Origin of the sequence: Streptosporangium sp. NPDC004379, from assembly GCF_042873875.1 — a bacterium.
GTDB lineage: Bacteria > Actinomycetota > Actinomycetes > Streptosporangiales > Streptosporangiaceae > Streptosporangium.
On record NZ_JBIAMC010000010.1, the window covers coordinates 19,324 to 39,181 of the forward strand.

At 72.7% G+C, this 19,858-nt stretch carries 15 protein-coding genes; 9 read left to right on the forward strand and 6 right to left on the reverse strand.

What is annotated here, in order from left to right:
* Positions 1 to 70: 70 nt before the first annotated feature.
* The 4 genes from ACFYSC_RS21920 to ACFYSC_RS21935 all read right to left on the reverse strand — a co-directional run bounded on the left by ACFYSC_RS21920 (position 71) and on the right by ACFYSC_RS21935 (position 5,358).
* Positions 71 to 949 carry a carbohydrate ABC transporter permease gene (locus ACFYSC_RS21920; protein WP_362930369.1) on the reverse strand — a complete coding sequence of 293 codons (879 nt, stop codon included), beginning with the start codon at positions 947 to 949 and terminating at the stop codon, positions 71 to 73.
* Positions 946 to 2,631: an ABC transporter permease subunit gene (locus ACFYSC_RS21925; protein WP_389964544.1), complete on the reverse strand. Its 1,686-nt coding sequence runs from the start codon at positions 2,629 to 2,631 to the stop codon at positions 946 to 948. Before ACFYSC_RS21925 ends, ACFYSC_RS21920 begins: the two co-directional genes overlap by 4 nt.
* Positions 2,632 to 2,643: 12 nt before the next feature.
* Positions 2,644 to 3,969 (reverse strand): ABC transporter substrate-binding protein, encoded by a 1,326-nt coding sequence (locus tag ACFYSC_RS21930; protein WP_389964547.1) that lies wholly within the window; start codon positions 3,967 to 3,969, stop codon positions 2,644 to 2,646.
* A gap of 129 nt (positions 3,970 to 4,098) precedes the next feature.
* Positions 4,099 to 5,358: an ABC transporter substrate-binding protein gene (locus ACFYSC_RS21935; protein WP_389964550.1), complete on the reverse strand. Its 1,260-nt coding sequence runs from the start codon at positions 5,356 to 5,358 to the stop codon at positions 4,099 to 4,101.
* 131 nt (positions 5,359 to 5,489) lie between these two features.
* Here ACFYSC_RS21935 and ACFYSC_RS21940 point away from each other — a divergent pair, with 131 nt between their 5' ends.
* From ACFYSC_RS21940 to ACFYSC_RS21950, 3 genes are all read left to right on the forward strand, one after another.
* Complete coding sequence (locus ACFYSC_RS21940; protein WP_362930377.1) at positions 5,490 to 5,996, forward strand: PadR family transcriptional regulator; 507 nt, start codon at positions 5,490 to 5,492, stop codon at positions 5,994 to 5,996.
* Positions 5,993 to 6,739, forward strand: coding sequence for an ABC transporter ATP-binding protein (locus tag ACFYSC_RS21945; protein WP_362930378.1), 747 nt, complete (start codon positions 5,993 to 5,995; stop codon positions 6,737 to 6,739). Before ACFYSC_RS21940 ends, ACFYSC_RS21945 begins: the two co-directional genes overlap by 4 nt.
* 104 nt (positions 6,740 to 6,843) lie before the next feature.
* Positions 6,844 to 9,123 carry an FtsX-like permease family protein gene (locus ACFYSC_RS21950; RefSeq protein WP_389964555.1) on the forward strand — a complete coding sequence of 760 codons (2,280 nt, stop codon included), beginning with the start codon at positions 6,844 to 6,846 and terminating at the stop codon, positions 9,121 to 9,123.
* A 135-nt stretch (positions 9,124 to 9,258) separates the two neighbouring features.
* Here the strand turns inward: ACFYSC_RS21950 and treS are convergent, their stop codons facing one another.
* On the reverse strand, positions 9,259 to 10,947 hold the full coding sequence (gene treS, locus ACFYSC_RS21955; protein WP_389964558.1) for a maltose alpha-D-glucosyltransferase: 1,689 nt from the start codon (positions 10,945 to 10,947) through the stop codon (positions 9,259 to 9,261).
* Between the two features lie 462 nt (positions 10,948 to 11,409).
* Positions 11,410 to 13,077, reverse strand: a complete 1,668-nt coding sequence (locus ACFYSC_RS21960) for an asparagine synthetase B family protein (RefSeq protein ID WP_362930384.1) — start codon at positions 13,075 to 13,077, stop codon at positions 11,410 to 11,412.
* A 70-nt stretch (positions 13,078 to 13,147) separates the two neighbouring features.
* On the opposite strand from ACFYSC_RS21960, the gene ACFYSC_RS21965 reads away from it, so the two are divergent.
* The 6 genes from ACFYSC_RS21965 (at position 13,148) to ACFYSC_RS21990 (ending at position 19,783) form a co-directional block, all read left to right on the forward strand.
* Positions 13,148 to 15,130: a glycosyltransferase gene (locus ACFYSC_RS21965; RefSeq protein WP_389964561.1), complete on the forward strand. Its 1,983-nt coding sequence runs from the start codon at positions 13,148 to 13,150 to the stop codon at positions 15,128 to 15,130.
* Positions 15,131 to 15,140: 10 nt separating this feature from the next.
* Positions 15,141 to 15,290, forward strand: coding sequence for a hypothetical protein (locus ACFYSC_RS21970; RefSeq protein ID WP_389964564.1), 150 nt, complete (start codon positions 15,141 to 15,143; stop codon positions 15,288 to 15,290).
* Positions 15,287 to 15,958, forward strand: coding sequence for a DALR anticodon-binding domain-containing protein (locus ACFYSC_RS21975; protein WP_389964567.1), 672 nt, complete (start codon positions 15,287 to 15,289; stop codon positions 15,956 to 15,958). Before ACFYSC_RS21970 ends, ACFYSC_RS21975 begins: the two co-directional genes overlap by 4 nt.
* 59 nt (positions 15,959 to 16,017) lie before the next feature.
* The gene (locus tag ACFYSC_RS21980) at positions 16,018 to 16,836 is read left to right on the forward strand and encodes a neutral zinc metallopeptidase (protein WP_389964569.1); all 819 of its coding nucleotides are present in this window, start codon (positions 16,018 to 16,020) and stop codon (positions 16,834 to 16,836) included.
* Positions 16,837 to 17,073: 237 nt separating this feature from the next.
* Positions 17,074 to 18,456, forward strand: coding sequence for a diaminopimelate decarboxylase (gene lysA / locus ACFYSC_RS21985; RefSeq protein WP_389964572.1), 1,383 nt, complete (start codon positions 17,074 to 17,076; stop codon positions 18,454 to 18,456).
* 34 nt (positions 18,457 to 18,490) lie between these two features.
* Positions 18,491 to 19,783, forward strand: coding sequence for a homoserine dehydrogenase (locus ACFYSC_RS21990; RefSeq protein ID WP_389964575.1), 1,293 nt, complete (start codon positions 18,491 to 18,493; stop codon positions 19,781 to 19,783).
* Positions 19,784 to 19,858 lie beyond the last annotated feature (75 nt).

The window sequence follows — 19,858 nt, forward strand, 5'->3', positions numbered from 1 at the left end:
CCCTATCGACCTTTGAGGTCCGGTACGGCTCGTCCGGGAAAACCGGGCAAGCCGTACCGGACCTGCCCCCTTACTTCACCGAGCCGGCCATCATCCCCTGAACGAAGTACCGCTGGAAGGCGAAGAAGAGCACCAGCGGGATGATCAGGGAGAGGAAGGCGCCCGGCGCCAGGATGTCGATGTTCGTTCCGAACTGCCGCATCTGCGACTGCAGGGCCTTGGTCATCGGCTGGTTGTCGGAGTCGGCGAACACCAGCGCGACGAGCAGGTCGTTCCAGACCCAGAGGAACTGGAAGATCCCCAGCGACGCGATCGCGGGCTTGGCCAGCGGGAACACCACGGTCGAGAAGATGCGCCACTCACTCGCGCCGTCCATCCGCGCGGCCTCCAGCAGGGAGCCGGGGATGCCCACGAAGAAGTTGCGGAGCAGGAAGATGGCGAAGGGGAGCCCGAACGCGACGTGGAAGAGCACCACGCCGACGATGGAGCCGAAGATGCCGAGCGTGCCGTAGAGCTTCGCGATCGGGATCAGCGCGATCTGGATCGGCACCACCAGCAGGCCGACGACCACGAGGAACAGCGGGTCCCGGCCGGGGAAGTCCATCCAGGCGAACGCGTAGGCCGCCATGGCCGCGATGCCGATCACCAGGACCGTGGCGGGCACCGTGATGGCCACGGTGTTCCAGAACGACGAGGTGAACCCGGTGGCCAGCAGGTCGCCGTAGCTCTTCAGGGTGAACTCGGCCGGCTTGGTGAACGCGGTCCACCAGCCGGTGGAGTTGTTGGCCGCCTCGTCGCGGATCGAGACCACGAACAGGCCGAGGGTGGGGACCAGCCAGAAGACGCCGATCAGGACCATGAGGGCCTGGATCACGCCGCCGCCGATCCGGTCCGCGACCCGGCCCAGGGCGCCGCGCCGCGGGGCTCCGGCGATGGTGGAGGTTGTCACTGGTTGTCCCTCCTGAACCGGCGGATGTTGATGACCATGAACGGCAGGACGAGGATCAGCAGGAAGATGGCCAGCGCGCTGCCCAGGCCCTGGTTGTTGCCGCCGCCGAAGGCGACCCGCCACATCTCCAGCGCGATCACGTTGGCCTGCGGCTGCACCGATCCCGGCGCGATGACGAATACCAGGTCGAAGACCTTCAGGGTGTTGATGATCATCGTGACGAACACGACGAGCAGCACCGGCGACAGCAGCGGCACGGTGATCTTGCGGAACACCTGCCACTCCGTGGCGCCGTCGATGCGGGCCGCCTCCAGGGCGTCACGCGGGATGGCCGACAGGCCCGCCGCGATCAGCACCATGGAGAACCCGGCCCACACCCAGATGAAGGCCCCGATGATGGCCGGGGTGATCAGCGTCGGGCCGAGCCAGGAGACCCCGCCGAAGGCCGCCTCGAAGTTCGACTGCGGCAGCCGTACGACGTAGTCGCCCGGGGCCAGGCCGGTGAGGCGGAAGGTGCCGTCGGCGCCGGTGGTGCCGGTGGCCTTGACGGCGCCGTTCTGCACCGCCTCGACCGTCAGTCCCGAAAGGGCCTTCTCGGTGGGGTCGACCTCGTTGATCCGCCCGCCGCCGCCCTGGGTGAAGTCCACCCAGACGGTGCCGGCCAGCTCGCCGGGTCCGGCCTGCGGAGCCGCCTTGGCCGTGGAGGCCGTGGCGAGGTCGGCGGGCTTCACGCCCACCAGCGGGACCAGTACGGCCTTGCCGGGCTGCGCGGGCTGCCTGGTCACCACCGCGCCCTGCTGGGCGGCGATGGGCGCCTGGTCGTTCTCCCGGGGCCGGGCGTCGGGGAAGCCGGTGTGGCCGCCGAAGACGCCCTGGACCGAGGTGATGACGGCGTTCGCCACGCCCCGGTCGGGAGCCTGCTCGTACACGAGCCGGAAGATGACGCCGGAGGCCATCAGGGAGACGGCCATCGGCATGAAGACGATCAGCTTGAACGCGGTCGCCCAGCGGATCCGCTCGGTCAGCACCGCGAAGATCAGGCCGACCACGGTCACGATGGCGGGGGCCACCACGACCCAGATCAGGTTGTTCCTGATCGTGGTGAGGGTGCCGGAGTCGGAGAAGATCGCCCCGTAGTTGTCCAGCCCGACGAAGGCGTTCCCCGTGCTGTCGTAGAGGCTGCGGAAGATCGAGTAGATGATCGGGTAGATCACCATCGCGCCGAGCAGCACCACGCCCGGCAGGAGGAACAGGATCGCCAGCGTCGGCGACGGCCCCAGCCGGGAGGGGCCGCGCCCCGCTGCGGGAGCGGCCGCTCCGGGGGCGGCCGCTCCGGCGGTGGCGATCTCCGGCTCGACGGCCGGGGTCATCCGCTCGGCGGGGTCGTCGGAGGTGGCGGGGGTCACGTCGGCGAGGGCGGGGTGGACCTCGCCGTCGGCGCCGGGGCCCTCGGCCGCCTCGCCGGCGGTCCCGGCGGCGTCGCGGGTGTCCGCGACCGTGTCCCCGGGGTCCGCGGCGGTGCCGGCGGGGGCGCCGGAGGTGGTCCCGGCGTCCGCCGGGGGTGGGGGCTCCTCGCGTGGTCCGGCGGAGGAGCCGGGTGCGTCATCCGGTCCGGGAGAGGACCCGCGGGCGGCGTCGCCGCCGCCGCGCGGGGCCCGCGGGCCGTTCAACCGTTCGGTCACGGCCGCTCTCCCTTACTTCCAGGCCTTCTTGGCCTCGGCCTCGAGCTGCTTCTGGATGTCCTTGATCTTGGAGGGGTCGCGGACGAAGTCCTGCAGGAGCTTCCACTCGCCCTTGCCGTCGGTGCCGCCGAAGGCGCTGGGGGCCAGGTCGGACATGTCGTAGCGGACGGCCTCACCGGCCGAGACGATCGTCTCGGCGAGCTTCTTGGTCAGCTCGGAGGGGTAGTTGTCGGGCGAGACGTTGCGGTTGGGCGACAGGTAGCCGGGAAGCTTGGCCCAGACCTCGCCGCCCTCCTTGGAGGCGAGGAACTCCATCAGCGCCATCGCGCCCTTGGACTCCTTCATGACCACCGCGATGTCGCCGCCCAGCACGACCGGCTCGGTGTCACCGGCCTTGGGGAACGGGAAGTACTTGGCCTCCTCGCCCACCTTGGCCTTGGACTCCTCGGCGGTGGTGCCGACGAAGTCGGCCTCGATGACCATCGCCGCCTTGTCCTGGCCGTAGACCTGGGTGACGCAGGTGGGGAAGTCGGTCTGCAGGGCGCCGGAGGTGTCGCCGAGCAGGAACTCCTTCTTGCCGACGAGCTGGCCGATCTTCTCCAGCGCGGTGGTGACCGAGGGGTCGGTCCAGGGGATCTCGTGCTTGGAGAGCTTGGTGTAGTTCTCCGGGCCCGCGCTGGACAGGTAGACGTTCTCGAACAGGTCGGTCAGGGTCCAGCCGGAGGCGCCGCATAGGGCGAACGGCGGGGTGCCGGAGTCGGCGACCGTCTGGGCGGTCTTGACGAACTCGTCCCAGGTGGTGGGCGGCTGCGCGCCGGCGTCCTGGAAGGCCTGGTCGCGGTACCAGACCAGCGACTTGTGCGCCGCCTTCATCAGCACACCGTAGGTCTTGCCGTCGGCGGAGCCCAGCTCCTTCCAGTACGGGGTGTAGTTGTCGTCGAGCTGCTTCTGCACCTCGGGGGAGAGCTCCTTGAGCGCGTTCTCCTTGGCGTACTGCTGCAGCAGGCCCGGCTGGGGCAGGATCGCGATGTCCGGCGGGTTGCCGCCCTGGATGCGCGGGCCGAGGTAGGCGCCGGTGTCCTCACCGGTGGAGGCGTAGGTGACCTTGGCGCCGGTCTTGGCCTCGAACGCCTTGAGGACCTGCTCGAAGTTGGCCTGCTCGGCGCCCGTCCACTTGGCGGCGACCTCGACCTTCACGCCCTCGAGGGTCTTGGCCGCCGGGGCCGCCGCGCTGTCGCTCGCGGCGGCGGAGGGGGAGGCGGCGTCGTTCTGGCCGCCGCAGGCGGCGAGTGCGAGCGCGAGGCCCGCGGTGGTCAGGGTGATGACGGATTTGCGCATGCTGGGAAGACCTCCTGTGCTTGCGGAGGACCCGTGGGAGCCGGGTCCTTCCAGGGGGGGTGGCGGAGGAGGGAGGGCCGTGCGGAGCGAGAGTGGGGATGACGACTCGGACGGGGGGATCGCCCCCGGTCACTGAGTCCGTATGATCTCGCTGAGCTGGCCTTTGATGGAGGCGACGATGTCGCCGTCGTCCTCCTCCAGGGGATGTGTGAGGGCGTTGGAGACCGCGCTGGCGATCACCAGGCTCACCTGGTTGTAGTTGGCGCTCGCCGGTCTGGGGCGGGCGGAGAGGATGCTCTGCTTCAGAACCGGTAGGTAGGGGAAGCGCTTGATCAGGCCGGGGTCGTCGTACAGCTCGGCCCACACGGGCGGGAACGAGCCGTCGGCGAGCACCCGCCGCTGGTTCTCCAGGCCGGTGAAGTAGCGGATGAACTCCACCGCCGACTTCTGCCGCTTGGAGTAGGCGCTGACCGCGAGGTTGACCCCGCCCAGCGAGCTGGAGCCGGGACCGTTCAGGCCGGGCAGCCGGGTCACCCCGAACTTCTTCCCGACCGCCGAGGCGGTGGCCGGGCCGTAGGCGTGGGGCCAGTTCCTGGCGAAGGCCAGGCGGCCCTCCTGGAACGCCAGCCGGGACTCCTCCTCCTTGAAGGAGAGGGCCTCGGCCGGGATCCATCCCTCGCGGACGCCGCCGGTCAGGAAGTCCAGGCCTGCCTTGGCCCGGTCGGCGTCCATGGTGACCCGCGTGCCGTCCGGGCTGAGGATGTCGGTGCCGGCCGACTGCACGGCCTCGGCGAAGTTGACGGTCAGCCCCTCGTAGGCGAGGAACTGCCCGGCGTAGCCGCCGACGCCGTACCTCTCGTGCAGGGTCCTGGCCTGCTCCCGCAGCTCCGCCCAGGTCGTGGGCGGCTTGAAGCCCTGCTTGGCGAGCAGGTCCTTGCGGTAGTAGAGCAGGCCGGCGTTGCTGGTGTAAGGAACCGCCCAGAGCTTGCCCCGGTAGAGCGCGGTGTCGACCACCGGCGGCAGGAACCGGCCCAGCGGGAACGCGCCGCGGTCGAGCGGCACGATCCAGCCGGCGTCGGCGAACTCAGCCGTCCAGACCACGTCGAGGCCGAGGACGTCGTATCGTTCGCTCTTGGCCTGGAGGTTGGCGACCATCTGGGCGCGCTGCTCGTCGGCCGCCTCCGGAAGCTCCAGAAGGGTGACGCGCTCGGCCGGATGGGCCTCGTTCCAGCGGTCCAGGAGCGGCTGGAGATACCCGGTGGTGTCCCGTCCCGTGACGAAGGTGATCGGACCGGTCCCGCTCGACCGTTCCGGTGTCTCCTGCGCGACGGCCCCCGAGCATCCCGCCGCAAGCAGCGCGGCGAGCGCGACCGGGAACAGTCTGCGCATGATTGCCACCTCGTTTCGGTGCGGTTACATACGTGTTAGGTAGATGCATGCATGTTATGCACAGCGTTAATGTGGACGTCAACGGATAAGGCCGTAACGCTCAGATAACGAGCTCCTGGAGGAGGTGGGGCGTGAGGCTGTCGCTGCTGGCGCTCCTCGCGAAGGAACCTGCCCACGGGTACGAGCTGAAACAGGCGCTTGAGCAGATCTTCGGCCGGGCGTACCCCTCGCCGAACATCGGGCAGATCTACGTGACGCTGGGCCGGATGGAGAAGGACGGCCTGGTGAAGGCGGTGGACGTCGAGCAGTCCAACCGGCCGAACAAGAAGGTGTACTATCTCACCGCCAAGGGCCGGGACGCCCTCGACGCGTGGGCCGACGAGCCCACCGAGGGCCCCAGGGTCCGGGACGAGTTCTTCATGAAGCTCGTGCTGGCCCCGATGACCGGCATCGCGGACCGGACGGCGCTGATCAACCGCCAGCGCCGCCACTACCTCGCGCTCATGCGCGACCTCAACGAACTGGCCGAGCGGACCGACCGGGGGGATCGCGTCGCGCTCCTGCTGATAGAGGGGGCCATGCTGCACCTGCAGGCCGACCTCGACTGGCTCGAACGCTGTCAGGAGGACCTCCCGTGAGTCCACCCCCCATCGTGAACACCGTCAACCTCGTCAGGATCTACCAGGACGGCGGGGTTCCGGTGCCCGCCGTACGAGGGGTGGACCTGAAGGTCGAGGCGGGGGAGTTCGTCGCGATCATGGGGCCGTCCGGGTCCGGCAAGTCGACCCTGGTCCACATGCTCGGCGGCCTGGACGCCCGGACCAGCGGCGAGATCTGGCTCGACGGCTCGCGCGTCGACGCGCTGAGCGAGAGCGCCTGGGCGCTGCTGCGCCGCAGGAAGATCGGTTTCGTCTTCCAGTTCTTCAACCTGGTCGCCAACATGACCGTCGCCGACAACGTCGAGCTGCCCGCGCTGCTGGCCGGAGCCTCCCCCCGCGAGGCCCGCGAGCGCCGGGAGTACCTCCTCGGCGAGCTCGGCCTGGCCGACCGCGCCGACGCCGCCCCCGCCCAGCTCGCCGGCGGCGAGCAGCAGCGGGTCGCGCTGGCCCGCGCGCTGGCCAACCGGCCGAGCCTGCTGCTGGCCGACGAGCCCACCGGCAACCTCGACAGCCGCAACACCCGCGACGTCCTGCGCCTGCTCGGCGAGGTCCACCGCGACGGCCAGACCATCATCCTGGTCACCCACGACGCCCGGGTGGCCAGCCTGGCCGACCGCGTGGTCTCGCTGCTCGACGGCCAGATCGTCGACGACGGGGCCGTCGGCCCGGTACGGCGCCGCCCCCGCGCCTCCGCGGGCGACGTCGTCGAGCTGAGGAGCTAGCCGCCGATGAGCACGACCGGCCGCCCGCCCGCGCGCCGCGGGACCCACGTCGCCCCCGCGCGCCGCGGGGCCGGCACCGCCCCCGCGCGCCCGGGGGCCCCGGCATGAGCACGGCCAGGGCATCGGCCCGGTGGATCCGCGCCGACCTGAGGGCCCGCCGGGGCCAGGCGCTGCTGACGGTGCTCGCGGTCGCGGGGATCGTCACGGCGCTGATCGTCTCGGTGACCCTCCTGGAGGACGGCACCAACCCCTGGCGGGGGCTGTTCGCCGAGTCCCGCGGCGCCCACGTGTGGATCCACACCAGGGACGCCCCCGACGTGACCGCGCTGTCCCGCCTGCCGGGTGTGGCCGAGGTGGCCGGGCCGTACCGCACCGCGCCGGTGACGCTCACCCTGGAGGGCAAGAAGTCGCCGGTGGCGCTGCGCGGGATGGCGGCGACGCCGCCGGCGGTGGCCACACCGCTGGTCCGGCAGGGGCGGTGGCTGCGTCCCGGCGACATCGACGGCGTGGTCGTCGAGCGGTCCTTCGCCGAGGCGCTGGGCCTGCGTATCGGCGCGCCCTTCCCGGTCACCGCGCTCAACGGCGCCTCGCACCCGATGACCGTGGTCGGCCTGGCCGACACCGCCGACCAGGGCTTCTACCCCGAGTGGACGCCCGGCCTGGCCTGGACGCTCACCTCCACCCTCGCCAGGGTCGAGCCCGCGCTCGGCCGCAGCGAGTCGGTCACCGGCCTGCGGCTCGTGGACGGCGAGGACACCCTCCCGGCCGTGCACGGCGCGGTCACCCTGCTGGACGACCAGATCCAGCGCATGTCCACCTGGCGTGAGATCCGCGCGGCCATGGAGCTGGACAACCGGCTGCTCGGCCTGCTGCTGGCCCTGTTCGGCGCCACCGGGCTGGTCGCCGCCGCGCTGGCCGTCGCCAACGCGGTGGGCGGCCGGGTGCTCACCCAGACCCGGGACATCGCCACCCTCAAGTCGCTGGGCTACACCCGGGGCCAGATCTTCGGCCTGCTGACCGTGGAGCACGGCGCGCTCGGCCTGCTCGGCATCGCCTGCGGGCTGGTCTGCGGGCAGCTCGTCGCCTTCTTCGCGCTGGACGGGATGCCGCTCCTGCCGCCGTCGCCGCTGCCGCTGCTGCTGATCATCCTCGGCACCGCCGCGGTGGTCGTGGTCGCCGCGGCCCTGCCCGCCTGGCGCGGGGGCCGCACGCCGCCGCTGCCCGCTATGCCCGCCGCCCCGCCCCGCGGCCGCCTGTCGCGGATGGCCCGGCTGGCCCTCCTGGTACGGCTGCCGCCGGCGCTCGTCCTGGGCACCCGCGACGCCTTCACCCGGCGGACGCCCGCGCTGCTGAGCATCTTCGGCCTCGCCGTCCCGATGATGATGATCACCATCGGGCTGGGGTGCTGGGCGACCCTGGATGACTTCCTGCGCCACCCCGAGCGGGTCGGGCAGGCCGCGGCGCTGGTCGTCCACCCCGACAAGCTGCCCGCCGACGAGGCCGCCCGGCTGGCCGCGGCCGACCCGCAGGTGCGGGCCGTCTACCCCGGCGCCGAGGTCTCCGCGCTGGAGCCCGAGCAGACCAGGACCGTGCTGGCCAGGGCGCTGGGCACCTCGGCGGAGCCGTACCCCTTCCGGGTGGCGGAGGGGCGGATGTTCGCCGCCCGGGGCGAGGCGCTGGCCGGGCAGGGGCTGCTCGACCTGCTGGGCGTGAAGATCGGCGACCGGGTGCGGATGACGGTCGGCGGCACGCCGCTGATCGTGCACATCGTGGGCAGGGTGGTGGAGCCCGACCAGGACGGCGAGGTGCTCTCCCTGGGGATGGACACCCTCGCGGCCAAGGACGCGGTGCCGCCGCAGTTCTACAGCCTGGTGCTCGCGCCGGGAGCCGACCCCGCGGCGGTCCGGGCCCGGCTGCTGGACGCCTCCGGCGAGAAGCTGGAGGTGACCCGGGTGGTCAACCCGGCCGAGCGGCTCTCGGTCATCCGCGTGGTGATCGTCGCGCTGATCGCCGTGCTCTCGCTGCTGGGCCTGGCGAACCTGCTGACCGCCAGCGCCCTGGGCCTGCGTGACCACGCGCTGGACCTGGCGGTGCTCAAGGCCATGGGCCTCACCCCCCGGCAGGTGGCCGCCACGCTGGTCACCGGCACCGGCCTGCTCGTCGTGCTGGGCGTGGTGGCCGGCGCCGCCGCCGGGACCTCCGTGGTGGCGGGCCTGGTGGATCTTCAGGGCCACACCAGCGGCGTCGGCGCGGGCATCGGCCGGGCCCCCTCGCCGCTGACCCTGGCCGTCGCGGTGGCCGTCGCGGTCGGCGCGGCCCTGCTGGTCGCGCTCATCCCGGCGAGGAAGGCCGCCCGCGCCCAGGTCCCGGTCACGGCCCGATAGCCGCGGGCCGGCACCGTCGGCACCGCCGGCGCCGGCCCCCGGTCACGCTCCGGGCCCGGGACCCGGGCCCGCCGAACGCCGCGAACCGGTGCGGTACGGCGGGGCCGTACCGCACCGGTTCGCGGGCGGGACCGTCTACGGGCGGGTGAGGGAGAACCAGTAGAAGCCGTAGGACGGCAGGGTCAGCAGGTAGGGGAGGGTGCCGATCTGCGGGAACGGCACCGAGCCGCGGGCCTCGACCGGCGTCATGCCCTCGAAGCGGCGCAGGTCCAGCTCGACCGGCTGGGGGAACTTCGACAGGTTGTTGACGCACAGCATCAGGTCGTCGCCGTCCTCGCGGATGAAGGACAGCACGGCCGGATTGCCGGACCACAGCTCGTTGTAGACGCCCGTGCCGAAGACCGGGTGGTTGCGCCGGATCTCCAGCATCCTGCGGGTGAAGTGCAGCAGGGACGCGGGGTTGCGCTCCTGGGCCTCGACGTTGATCGCCTGGTAGCCGTAGATCGGGTCCATGACGGTGGGCAGGTACAGCCGGCCCGGGTCGGCCTGGGAGAACCCGGCGTTGCGGTCGGGGCTCCACTGCATCGGGGTGCGGACCGCGTCGCGGTCCTCCAGCCAGATGTTGTCGCCCATGCCGATCTCGTCGCCGTAGTACATGACCGGTGAGCCGGGCAGCGACAGCAGCAGCGCGGTGAACAGCTCGATCTGGTCGCGGTCGTTCTCCAGCAGCGGGGCGAGACGGCGCCGGATGCCGAGGTAGGCGCGCATGCGCGGGTCCTTGGCGTACTCGGCGTGCATGTAGTCGCGCTCTTCCTCGGTGACCGTCTCAAGCGTCAGCTCGTCGTGGTTGCGAAGGAAGATGCCCCACTGGGCCTTCTCCGGGAGCTTCGGCGTCCGGGACATGATCTCGGAGATCGGCTCGCGGCTGCCGCGCCGCACGGCCATGAAGATGCGCGGCATCAGCGGGAAGTGGAACGCCATGTGGCACTCGTCGCCGCCGGTGGAGGGGTCGCCGAAGTACTCGACCACGTCCTCGGGCCAGCCGTTGGCCTCGGCGAGCAGCACCCGGTCCGGGTAGAGGCGGTCCACCTCGGCGCGGACCTTCTTCAGGTAGGCGTGCGTCTCCGGCAGGCCGGAGCAGGGCGTGCCCTCACGCTCGAACAGGTACGGCACCGCGTCGAGGCGGAAGCCGTCGATGCCGAGGTCCAGCCAGAACCGCAGCACCTCCAGCATGGCCTCCTGGACCGCCGGGTTGTCGTAGTTGAGGTCCGGCTGGTGGGAGAAGAAGCGGTGCCAGTAGTACTGCTTGCGGACCGGGTCGTAGGTCCAGTTGGACTCCTCGGCGCCGATGAAGATGATCGGGACGTCGGGGTAGCCGGTCGGCTCGTCGGCCCAGACGTAGAAGTCGCCGTAGGGACCCTCGGGGTCGTGGCGGGACGCCTGGAACCACGGGTGCTTGTCGCTGGTGTGGTTCATCACCAGGTCGGTGATGATGCGCAGGCCCCGCTGGTGGGCCTCCTCGATGAGCTTCACGAAGTCCGCCAGGTCGCCGAACTCCGGCAGGATCTTCATGTAGTCGGAGATGTCGTATCCGCCGTCACGCAGGGGCGACTCGTACAGCGGCAGCAGCCACAGGCAGTCGACGCCGAGCCACTGGAGGTAGTCCAGTTTCTCGATGAGACCGCGGAGGTCTCCCGTGCCGTCGCCGTTGGAGTCCTTGAACCCACGGACCAGCACCTCGTAGAAGACCGCGCGCTTGTACCACTGCGGGTCGGAGGAGACGAAGTCCTCGGACACGGTCTCGGGGGAGGGGGATGCGTGCATCGTGTTCTCGCTCAGGGTGAGAAAGGGCAGGACGATGTCGCCGGTCTACCGGCTGGACATGTTGTGGTGACCGCGCTGGCCGGGAGTCGTCATCCCCATGAGCTCCGGGCCCCGGTCGGACCGAATTCGTGGTTCGGTGCCGTCCGTTTGTGGCGCTTTCTGCGCGAAGACTACCAGCCGGAGGGGTGCGGGGAACCCCCAGAAATCGGACGGTCTCCGCTCCGTTCCGCGGATTCCCCGCGAGTATCGCGCCATACGCGCGTAGCCGTCACGACACTTACCGTTCCTTTACCGTGAAGCCGTCGGCCACGATCACGCTGACCTGGGCGTACGGTCACCCGGCCGGTCCGCGCCGGGGACGGTGGGAAAGGGCTTTCCAGCGATGCCGTCCCGGGGGTTCCGGGGCGCGGCCGTTTCGAACGGGGGGAGCCGGACGGGTCCGGAACCCCCGGAGGGCGTCCCTCAGGCCCAGGGCGGGGTGAGGCCGGTCAGGCGCTCCTCGTTGTCGGTGAGCCAGGCCCCGAAGAGCACCAGGCCGCGCACCCAGAACCGGTCGTTCCACCCGTTGAACCGCGCCAGGGCGTCCGGCCCGGCGGCGACGACGTCCTGGAGCTGCTCCGACAGCAGCTCGGGCACCGTCGAGGCGACCCGGGCCAGCATGCGGTGACCGTACTCCCTGGCCGGCGCGGCGGCCGAGCGCAGCGGGACCCGCTGGAGCGGCTGCTTGACCACGTTGGTGGAGGGCAGCGCCGCGACGCGCGGATCGGCCGCGTGCAGCAGCTCCCGGTAGAAGCGCCCGCCGTCCTTCCTGGCCACCCCCACCGACAGCGCCGCGTCGAAGAAGGCCGGGTGCATGAACGGCGCGACGAACGACACCTCGGGCCCGACGAGGTCGACGGCGGAGCGGGCGATGCCCCGGGCCGTCCGGGTGTGCAGCACGGAGAGGGGCAGCTCGGCCCGGTGGCCGTTCAGCATCGAGGTCGACTGGTCGAAGGCCGTCCGCACCACGGAGCCGATCCACTCGTCGGCGGCCTCGGACAGGAACGGCACCGAGGGGGCGCCCAGCGACAGCGAGCCCAGCAGCGCGGCCTTGCGCTCGGCCTGCGAGGAGGCGGTGATCGCGGCCCCGCTGACCATGAAGTTCTTCAGCAGCGGCCCGCCGGCCAGGCCGTCCACCAGGGTCCGGCCCGCCCGGTGGACCTCGCGGGCGAAGGGGGCGTACCAGGCGTGGTGCGGGGTGAGGAAGGAGAGACGCCGGGCGACGTCCAGCGCGTCGGAGGGGTAGGCGGCGGGGTCCTGGGGGATCACGCGGTGCCGTACGCCCAGCTCGCGGGTGATGGCGCGGGCGAAGGCGATGTCGGTGTCGGTGCCGTCGTCGGGGCTGGTCGTCCACGACTCCACGTCGGCGCCCCGGGACACCGCGACCGAGCACAGCAGCCGCGAGTCGTAGCCGCCGCTGACCGGCACCAGCAGCGGCCGGTCCTCGAAGTCCTTGTAGACCTCGTGCAGGATCTCCAGGATCTCCCCGGCCGAGCGCCCCGCCTCGAACGGCTCCTCCCGCAGCCAGCGGGGCAGCATCCGCTCGGTGGCGATCCGGCCGGTTGCCCGGTCGAGCACCAGGGCCCCGGCCCCGGCCAGCCGCTTGACCCCGGTGTAGGGGGTGTCGTCGCGGAGCGGGAAGGTGACCTGGATGATCGCGGCCCAGGCCTCCCAGTCGACCTCGTGGGGCCCACGCGTGAGCGACAGCAGCGGCTCCAGCAGGGAGGAGAAGTAGACCACGCCGTCCAGCGCCAGGTAGTAGACGTCGACCAGGCCGAGCCCGCCGGCGTGCAGCACGATCCGCTCGCCGTCGCCGATCAGGCCGGGCGTCTCGTACTCCTCCGCGATCCCGATCCACGACCGGGTCCGGCCCGGTCCCGACGGCCCGCGCTCACCCCAGGCGAACGCCCACGTCCCCTCGCCGCGGTGGTACGGCGGCAGCGGCGAGGAGCTGAACAGCGCCGCTCCCGGCTCGCGCAGCGCGGGCCGTACCCGCGGCCCGGCCTGCCGGAGGGTCTCCAGCGCGGCCTCGTCGAGGTGGCCGATGCCGCCGCAGACGTACGGCCTCACATTGAACGTCGGCCACTGCACCGTGCTACTCCTCTTTGTCGCGATTGAGTAAAGGGTATCCTTTCGCCCGGCTAAGGAATCGGAGGACGGCGTGACGGGCGATCAACTCGAGAGCACACGGCTGGCGCTGCGGGACGCCGTGGCCCAGGCGGAGCGGGCCGCCGAGCTGGCCAGACTGCTCGACGCGGCGCAGGCGAAGATCGCCGACGCGGAGCGCGCATCGGCCGAGGCGAACGCGCTGCGCGAACGCCTGGAGCAGGCCGAGAAGGGCCTCGCCGCGGCGCAGGCGGCCGAGGAGAGGCTCCGCCGCGACCTGGCCGAGCAGCGCTACCAGGCCGAGGTGGCCAGGTGGAAGCTCTCGTCGGTGCAGGTGGCCCGCTGGTCCCGGCTCGGCGACGCGATCAAGACGGGCAAGAGCAACCCGGTCAGGCTGGCGCGCGGCCTGCGCGGGGCCGCCAAGCCCGCCAAGCGCCCGGCCGCGCCCAAGCGGCAGCCCATCCCGGTCACCAGGAAGACCGACCGGCAGGTCCCCGGCGCGTCGTTCCAGGCCACCACCTCCACCCGGATCGTCGGCGGCGCCTCGGTCAAGCTCAAGCCCTTCCGCGTGCCGACCGGCCCCAACACCCGCCCCCACCTGACCGCGGCCGTCGTCGCCGAACCGCACGCCGAGGCGCTGCTGCGCTACGAGTGGCGCCAGACCGCCGGGTTCACCCCCGGCGACTTCACCCGCGCCCTGTCGGCCGAGGTCCCCCACCTGCTGCTGGTGGAGTCGGTCACCGAGGGCCCCTGGGCCGACGAGGTGCGCGAGGCCGGCCCGGGGCTGCGCGCCCTGCTGGCGTGGTGCGCCGAGCGGGGCATCCGCACCGTCTTCTGGCACACCCACGGCGAGGTCGGCCGCTTCACCGCCGCCGCGGGCCTGTTCGAGCACGTCGTCTCGGCGCTGCCCGGCACCGTCAAGGAGTGGGGCGCCGCCCTGGCGGCGCGGGAGCCGGAGCCCGGCCGCCGCCCGCCCTCCCTGGGCCTGTTGCCCTTCGCCGTCCAGCCCCGGGTCCACAACCCGCTGCCGCTGGCCGGAGACCGCTTCGACCGGGTGCTGACCCTCGCCGAACTGCTCCCCGCCCACCTGTCGTATCCCGACGTCCTCACCTCCTACCGCTGGCCCAGGGCCGTGTACTGCCCGCCGGGCACCGAGCCCTGGCGGATGGCCGAGCTGGCCGCCTGCGGCACCCCGATCACCCCGGTGAACCCGGCCGGAGCCGTGGCCGAGGCGCCGCCGCAGGCCGGGCCGCCCGCCCCGCCGGACGCCCTCGCCCTCTCCGCCGACGACCGCCGGGCCCACGCGGCGCTCCGCCAGGTCTACGCCGGCGGCACGATGAGCCACAAGGTCGACGACCTGCTCGACGCGATCGGCCTGCCCAGCGCCCGCGCCACCCTGAACATCTCGGTCATCCTGATCGACCGGGGCGACCTCGACCACGCCCTCGCCCAGGTCGCGCCGCAGAAGGGCGTCGTCCAGCTCGTCGTGCTGTCGGACGCCGCCGACGCGGCCGAGCGGGCCCGCGCCGCGATGCCCGACCGGGTGGACGTCACGGCCCGCCGCGCCGAGTCCGGGACGACCCTCGGCGGCATGCTGAACCGCGCCCTGGACCTGTGCGAGGGCGACCTGGTCGCCGTCATGGACGGCCGCGACCTCTACGGCGAGCACTACCTGACCGACCTCGCCCGCCCCTTCCTGTTCACCACCGCCGACATCGTCGGCAAGGCGGCCTACTTCGCCCACATGCGCGACGTCGCCGCGACGGTGCTGCGCCAGCCGGCGGCCGAGTACTCCTATCTGCCGGAGGTCTCCGGGGCGACGCTGCTGGCCCGCCGCGCCGTTCTGCGCGGCATCGGCTTCGCCGACGTCTCCGAGGGCTGGGACGAGGTGCTGATGCGTCAGTGCCGGGCCGACGGGATCAAGGTCTTCTCCGCCGACCGCTACGGCTACGTGTGCGTGCGCGACCGTGACCGCTGGCTCCTCGGCGCGGCACGGCTCGTCGACTACGGCCCGCCCGAGCCGCACGCGCTCGTCTAGACTGCGCGGCGTGGCACCGCTCACCGGCGCGTTCACCGCCGTGACGCCGCTCACGGGCGCGCTCACCGGCATGACGCCTCTCACCGCCATGGCACCGCTCACCGGCTCGTTCGCCGGTGTGACGCCGCCCGCGGGCGCGACCCCCGGCGGCCGGCCGTGACGCCCGGCGGGCTCGCGGAGGTCCTGGGCCTGCCGCCGATCCCGCGCGGCACCTGGGCCGAGGCGGCGACGTACGTCTCCCCGGCCGCGCTGCGGCGCGGCGAGGACCCGGAGGCGATGGCGGCGCGGCTGCGCGCGCTGCCCGGGATCGCGGCCGTGCGGGTACGACCGGGCGGGTTCCTGGAGATCGAGGTCGCCGTGCCGGGGGAGCTGGTCGCCGAGATCGGCCCGGCCCCGGTGGCCTCCACGGTCCCGGCCGCCGCCGGTCCTCCTCCCTGGCCGGACCTCCCGCGGACCTGGGCCAACCCGGGCTTCGCCGTACGGTACGCCCACGTGCGGGCGGTGGCCGTGCAGCGATGGGCCGCGGAGCTGGGCGTGGCCGGGGACTTCCGGCCCGAGCTGCTCACCGGCCGCCCGGACCGCGCCGTGCTCAGGTCGCTCGCCGAGCTGCCCGGCAGGCGGGTGAGCCGGGACCCCGGCTGGGCCGCCTACACCGAGCAGCTCGCCCTGGCCTACCACGACGCGTTCGAGCGCGCCCCCGCCCTGCCCTCGGGCGACGAGCCGCCCTCGCCGCTGCACGCCGCCCGGGTACGGCTGGCCCGCGCCGTACGGGACGTGCTGGCCGAAGGGCTGGCCGCACTCGGCGAGACAGCGCCGAGCCGCCTGTGATAAACCCTCACGGACAGTCCGTGGGGAACCTTTACGGAGCGAACGGACGGGAGGGGTCGATGAGCGGTCCGCGGGACTGGGCGCCCGGGGAGCCTCGCAGGCCAGGGGTGATCCGGCGCGTCCTGCCGATCGCGCTGGCCTTCGCGGTCATCGCGGGCGGGACGGTCTACCTCCGCGGCGACCTCCGGAGCCTCATCGGGACCGCGCCCGGCTCGCCCCGGTCGGCCGCCGCCACCCACCGCCTCTACGCCGCGACCCGGCCGGTCGGCGGACGCTGCGCCGGGCTGCCCCGCGACCTCGACGCCCGGGCGGGCGTGACCCTGCGCGCCCTGGCCCGCTGCCTGGACCGGATGTGGGCGGCGTCGCTCGCCGAGGCCGGCGTCGAGTACACGCCCCCCTCCGAGCTGCGGCTGGTCCGCGTCCCCGCGGACGCCGCGTGCGGCAAGGAGGACCACGACTGGGCCGGGATCTACTGCCCGAGGGACCGCGTGGTCAACGTGCTGGTCCAGGGCGGCGACGGCCGGACGGCCCCGATGATGTTCACCCTCGCCCACGAGTACGCCCACCACGTCCAGGAGGTCAGCGGGATCGCCGACCGGCGGGGCTCGGAGACCTTCGACGAGGCGTGGTCACGGCGGCTCGAACTGCAGGCCGACTGCCTGGCCGCGGCGGCGCTGCGGGTCGTCGGCCCGCGCCTGCTGCGCGACCAGCGCCGGCTGGCCGCCGCCGACGCCGGCGACGCGGACGGCCCGGCGGCGAGCTACCGCCAGTCGCACGGCTCGGGCGCCAGCAGCGCCGCGTGGATCGCCCGGGGGCAGCGCACCGGCACGGTGGGGGCGTGCAACACCTGGGGCGTCCCGGCGAAACAGGTGTCCTGACGGCCTCCCGGCGACGGGGGCGGCGGCGCGGCCCTTCGGGCACGGTCTCCCGGGTACGGTCCCTCCGCGCGGCGGGGTCGGGGCACGGATGTCCTGACGGCGAAAGCGGGGAGAAACGTAAAAATATCGCGTCTCGGGTGTGAAACACGTGAAAACTTCATGCCATTGGGGAGGACGGCGTCTCGACAGGTGGTCATCCGTCTCATCGGCGCCGCCGGGTCCGATAGCCTCGATCGGGTGAGTCGATTCGCCCATCCCGCCGGTGACCGGCACGCCGAGGTGCTGCCCGAGGAGCGCCCTCCGCACGCGCCCGCCGACCTCAACGGACTCGATCCCCAGATCTGGCCGCGAACGGCCGGCCGTGACGGCGGCGCCGTCACGATCGGCGGCGCCGACGTCAGGGACCTGGTCGCCGAGCACGGTACCCCTCTCTACGTGGTGGACGAGGAGGACTTCCGCTCCCGGTGCCGCGACTACCGCGAGGCGTTCGCCGGCGGCGACGTCCACTACGCCGGCAAGGCGTTCCTGTGCCGCGAGACGGCCCGCTGGATCATGCAGGAGGGGCTGGGCCTCGACGTGTGCAGCGCCGGCGAGCTGGCCGTCGCGCTGAGCGTCGGCTTCCCGCCCGAGCGGATCACGATGCACGGCAACAACAAGTCGCTCGCCGAGCTGGAGCGGGCCGTCGAGGCCGGCGTCGGGCACATCGTGGCCGACTCCTTCGAGGAGATCGCCCGCCTGGGCTTCCTCGCCGAGCGGCACGGCACGCGCCCCCGGGTGATGATCCGCGTCACCGTGGGCGTCGAGGCGCACACCCACGAGTTCATCGCCACCGCCCACGACGACCAGAAGTTCGGCTTCTCCCTCAGCAGCGGCGCCGCGGCCGAGGCGGCCCGCCGCGTCCTGGCCCTGCCCCAGCTGGAGCTCGTCGGCCTGCACTCCCACATCGGCTCGCAGATCACCGACACGGCCGGGTTCGAGGTCGCCGCGCGGCGGCTGGCCACGCTCCTGGTGCAGATCAAGGAGGAGCACGGCGTCGTCCTGCCCGAGCTCGACCTCGGCGGCGGCTACGGCATCCCCTACGTCGAGGGCGACACCGCGCCCGACGTCAAGGTGATCGCCGACGGCCTGCGGGAGATCGTCGCCAGGGTGGCCGAGTCCGCCGGTCTGCCGGTGCCCCGGCTGACCGTCGAGCCGGGCCGCGGCATCGCCGGCCGCGCGGGCGTCACGCTCTACGAGGTCGGCACGATCAAGGACGTCGAGGGACTGCGCACCTACGTCAGCGTCGACGGCGGCATGAGCGACAACATCCGCACGGCCCTGTACGGTGCCGAGTACACCGCGCGCCTGGCCTCCAGGGAGAGCGACGCGGAGCCGATGCTCTCGCGCCTGGTGGGCAAGCACTGCGAGAGCGGCGACATGGTGATCCGCGACCTGTGGCTGCCGGCCGACCTCGCCACCGGCGACCTGGTCGCGGTGGCCGGCACCGGCGCCTACTGCCGGTCGCTGGCCAACAACTACAACTACCTCCCCAAGCCCGCCGTGGTGGCGGTCAGGGGCGGGGAGTCCCGGGTGATCGTCCGCCGGGAGACCGAGGAAGACCTGCTGAGGGGCCAGCTGTGAGGGCGGCCGTGAGCGAGATGGGTGGTGCGGGCGCATGGCTCTGAAAGTCGCCCTCCTCGGGTGCGGCGTCGTCGGCTCGCAGGTGATCCGGTTGATGCACGAGCAGGCGGACGACCTCGCCGCGCGCATCGGGGCCCCGCTCGAACTCGCCGGGGTGGCCGTGCGGCGGCTCGGCCGCAGGCGGGACATCGAGGTCGATCCCGCCCTGCTGACCACCGACGCCGAGGCGCTGGCCGCCCGGGACGACGTCGACATCGTCGTCGAGGTGATCGGCGGCATCGAGCCGGCCAGGTCCCTCATCCTGTCGGCCCTGAAAGGCGGCAGGTCGGTCGTCACGGCCAACAAGGCGCTGCTCGCCGAGGACGGCGCGACCGTCCACGCCGCGGCGCGGGCCAACGGCGCCGACCTCTACTTCGAGGCGGCCGTCGCCGGGGCCATCCCGCTGATCCGCCCGCTGCGCGAGTCGCTGGCGGGCGACCGCGTCCACCGGGTGATGGGCATCGTCAACGGCACCACCAACTACATCCTCGACAAGATGGACTCCACCGGGGCGTCGTTCTCCGACGCGCTGGAGGAGGCCCAGGCCCTGGGGTACGCCGAGGCCGACCCCACCGCCGACGTGGAGGGCTTCGACGCCGCCGCCAAGGCCGCGATCCTCGCGAAGATCGCCTTCCACAGCCGCGTGACGGCCGCGGACGTCCACCGCGAGGGCATCACCGAGATCACCGCGGCCGACGTGGCCGGCGCCAGAGCCATGGGATACGTCATCAAGCTGCTGGCGATCTGCGCCCGCTCCGACGACGGCCGCTCCTTCGGCGTGCGGGTCCACCCCGCCATGATCCCCAGGTCGCACCCGCTGGCCGGGGTCCGCGAGGCGTACAACGCGGTCTTCGTGGAGGCGGAGTCCGCCGGCCGGCTCATGTTCTACGGCGCGGGCGCCGGCGGCGCCCCGACGGCGAGCGCCGTGCTGGGCGACATCGTGGCCGTGGCGCGCAACCGCCTGGCCGGCACCCGCGGCCCCGAGGAGTCCACCTACGCCGACCTGGCGGTGCACCCCATGGGCGAGACGGTCACGAGATACCACGTCTCCCTGGACGTCGCCGACAAGCCGGGCGTACTCGCCCGGGTCGCCGACATGTTCGCCAAACAGGACGTCTCCATCCAGACCGTTCGCCAGGAGGGGCACGGCGACGACGCCCAGCTCGTCCTCGTCACCCACCGCGCCGACGACGCCGCCCTCTCGGCCACCATCCAGGGGCTGCGCGAGATGGACATCGTCCGCGACGTGGTGAGCGTCATGCGCGTCGAGGGCGAGGACATCGCCTGACCCGGAGCCGTCCCGGCGATTCCGCCGGGACGGTTCGGTGACCCCGCGTGTGCCGGTGATCACCGGCTTGTACCG

What these genes read in the sequence shown, in the direction of transcription:
- ACFYSC_RS21930 (WP_389964547.1), bottom strand. Translation starts at nt 3,969, where the DNA reads ATGCGCAAATCCGTCATCACCCTGACCACCGCGGGCCTCGCGCTCGCA.
- ACFYSC_RS21935 (WP_389964550.1), bottom strand. Translation starts at nt 5,358, where the DNA reads ATGCGCAGACTGTTCCCGGTCGCGCTCGCCGCGCTGCTTGCGGCGGGA.
- ACFYSC_RS21950 (WP_389964555.1), top strand. Translation starts at nt 6,844, where the DNA reads ATGAGCACGGCCAGGGCATCGGCCCGGTGGATCCGCGCCGACCTGAGG.
- treS (WP_389964558.1), bottom strand. Translation starts at nt 10,947, where the DNA reads ATGCACGCATCCCCCTCCCCCGAGACCGTGTCCGAGGACTTCGTCTCC.
- ACFYSC_RS21980 (WP_389964569.1), top strand. Translation starts at nt 16,018, where the DNA reads ATGAGCGGTCCGCGGGACTGGGCGCCCGGGGAGCCTCGCAGGCCAGGG.
- ACFYSC_RS21990 (WP_389964575.1), top strand. Translation starts at nt 18,491, where the DNA reads ATGGCTCTGAAAGTCGCCCTCCTCGGGTGCGGCGTCGTCGGCTCGCAG.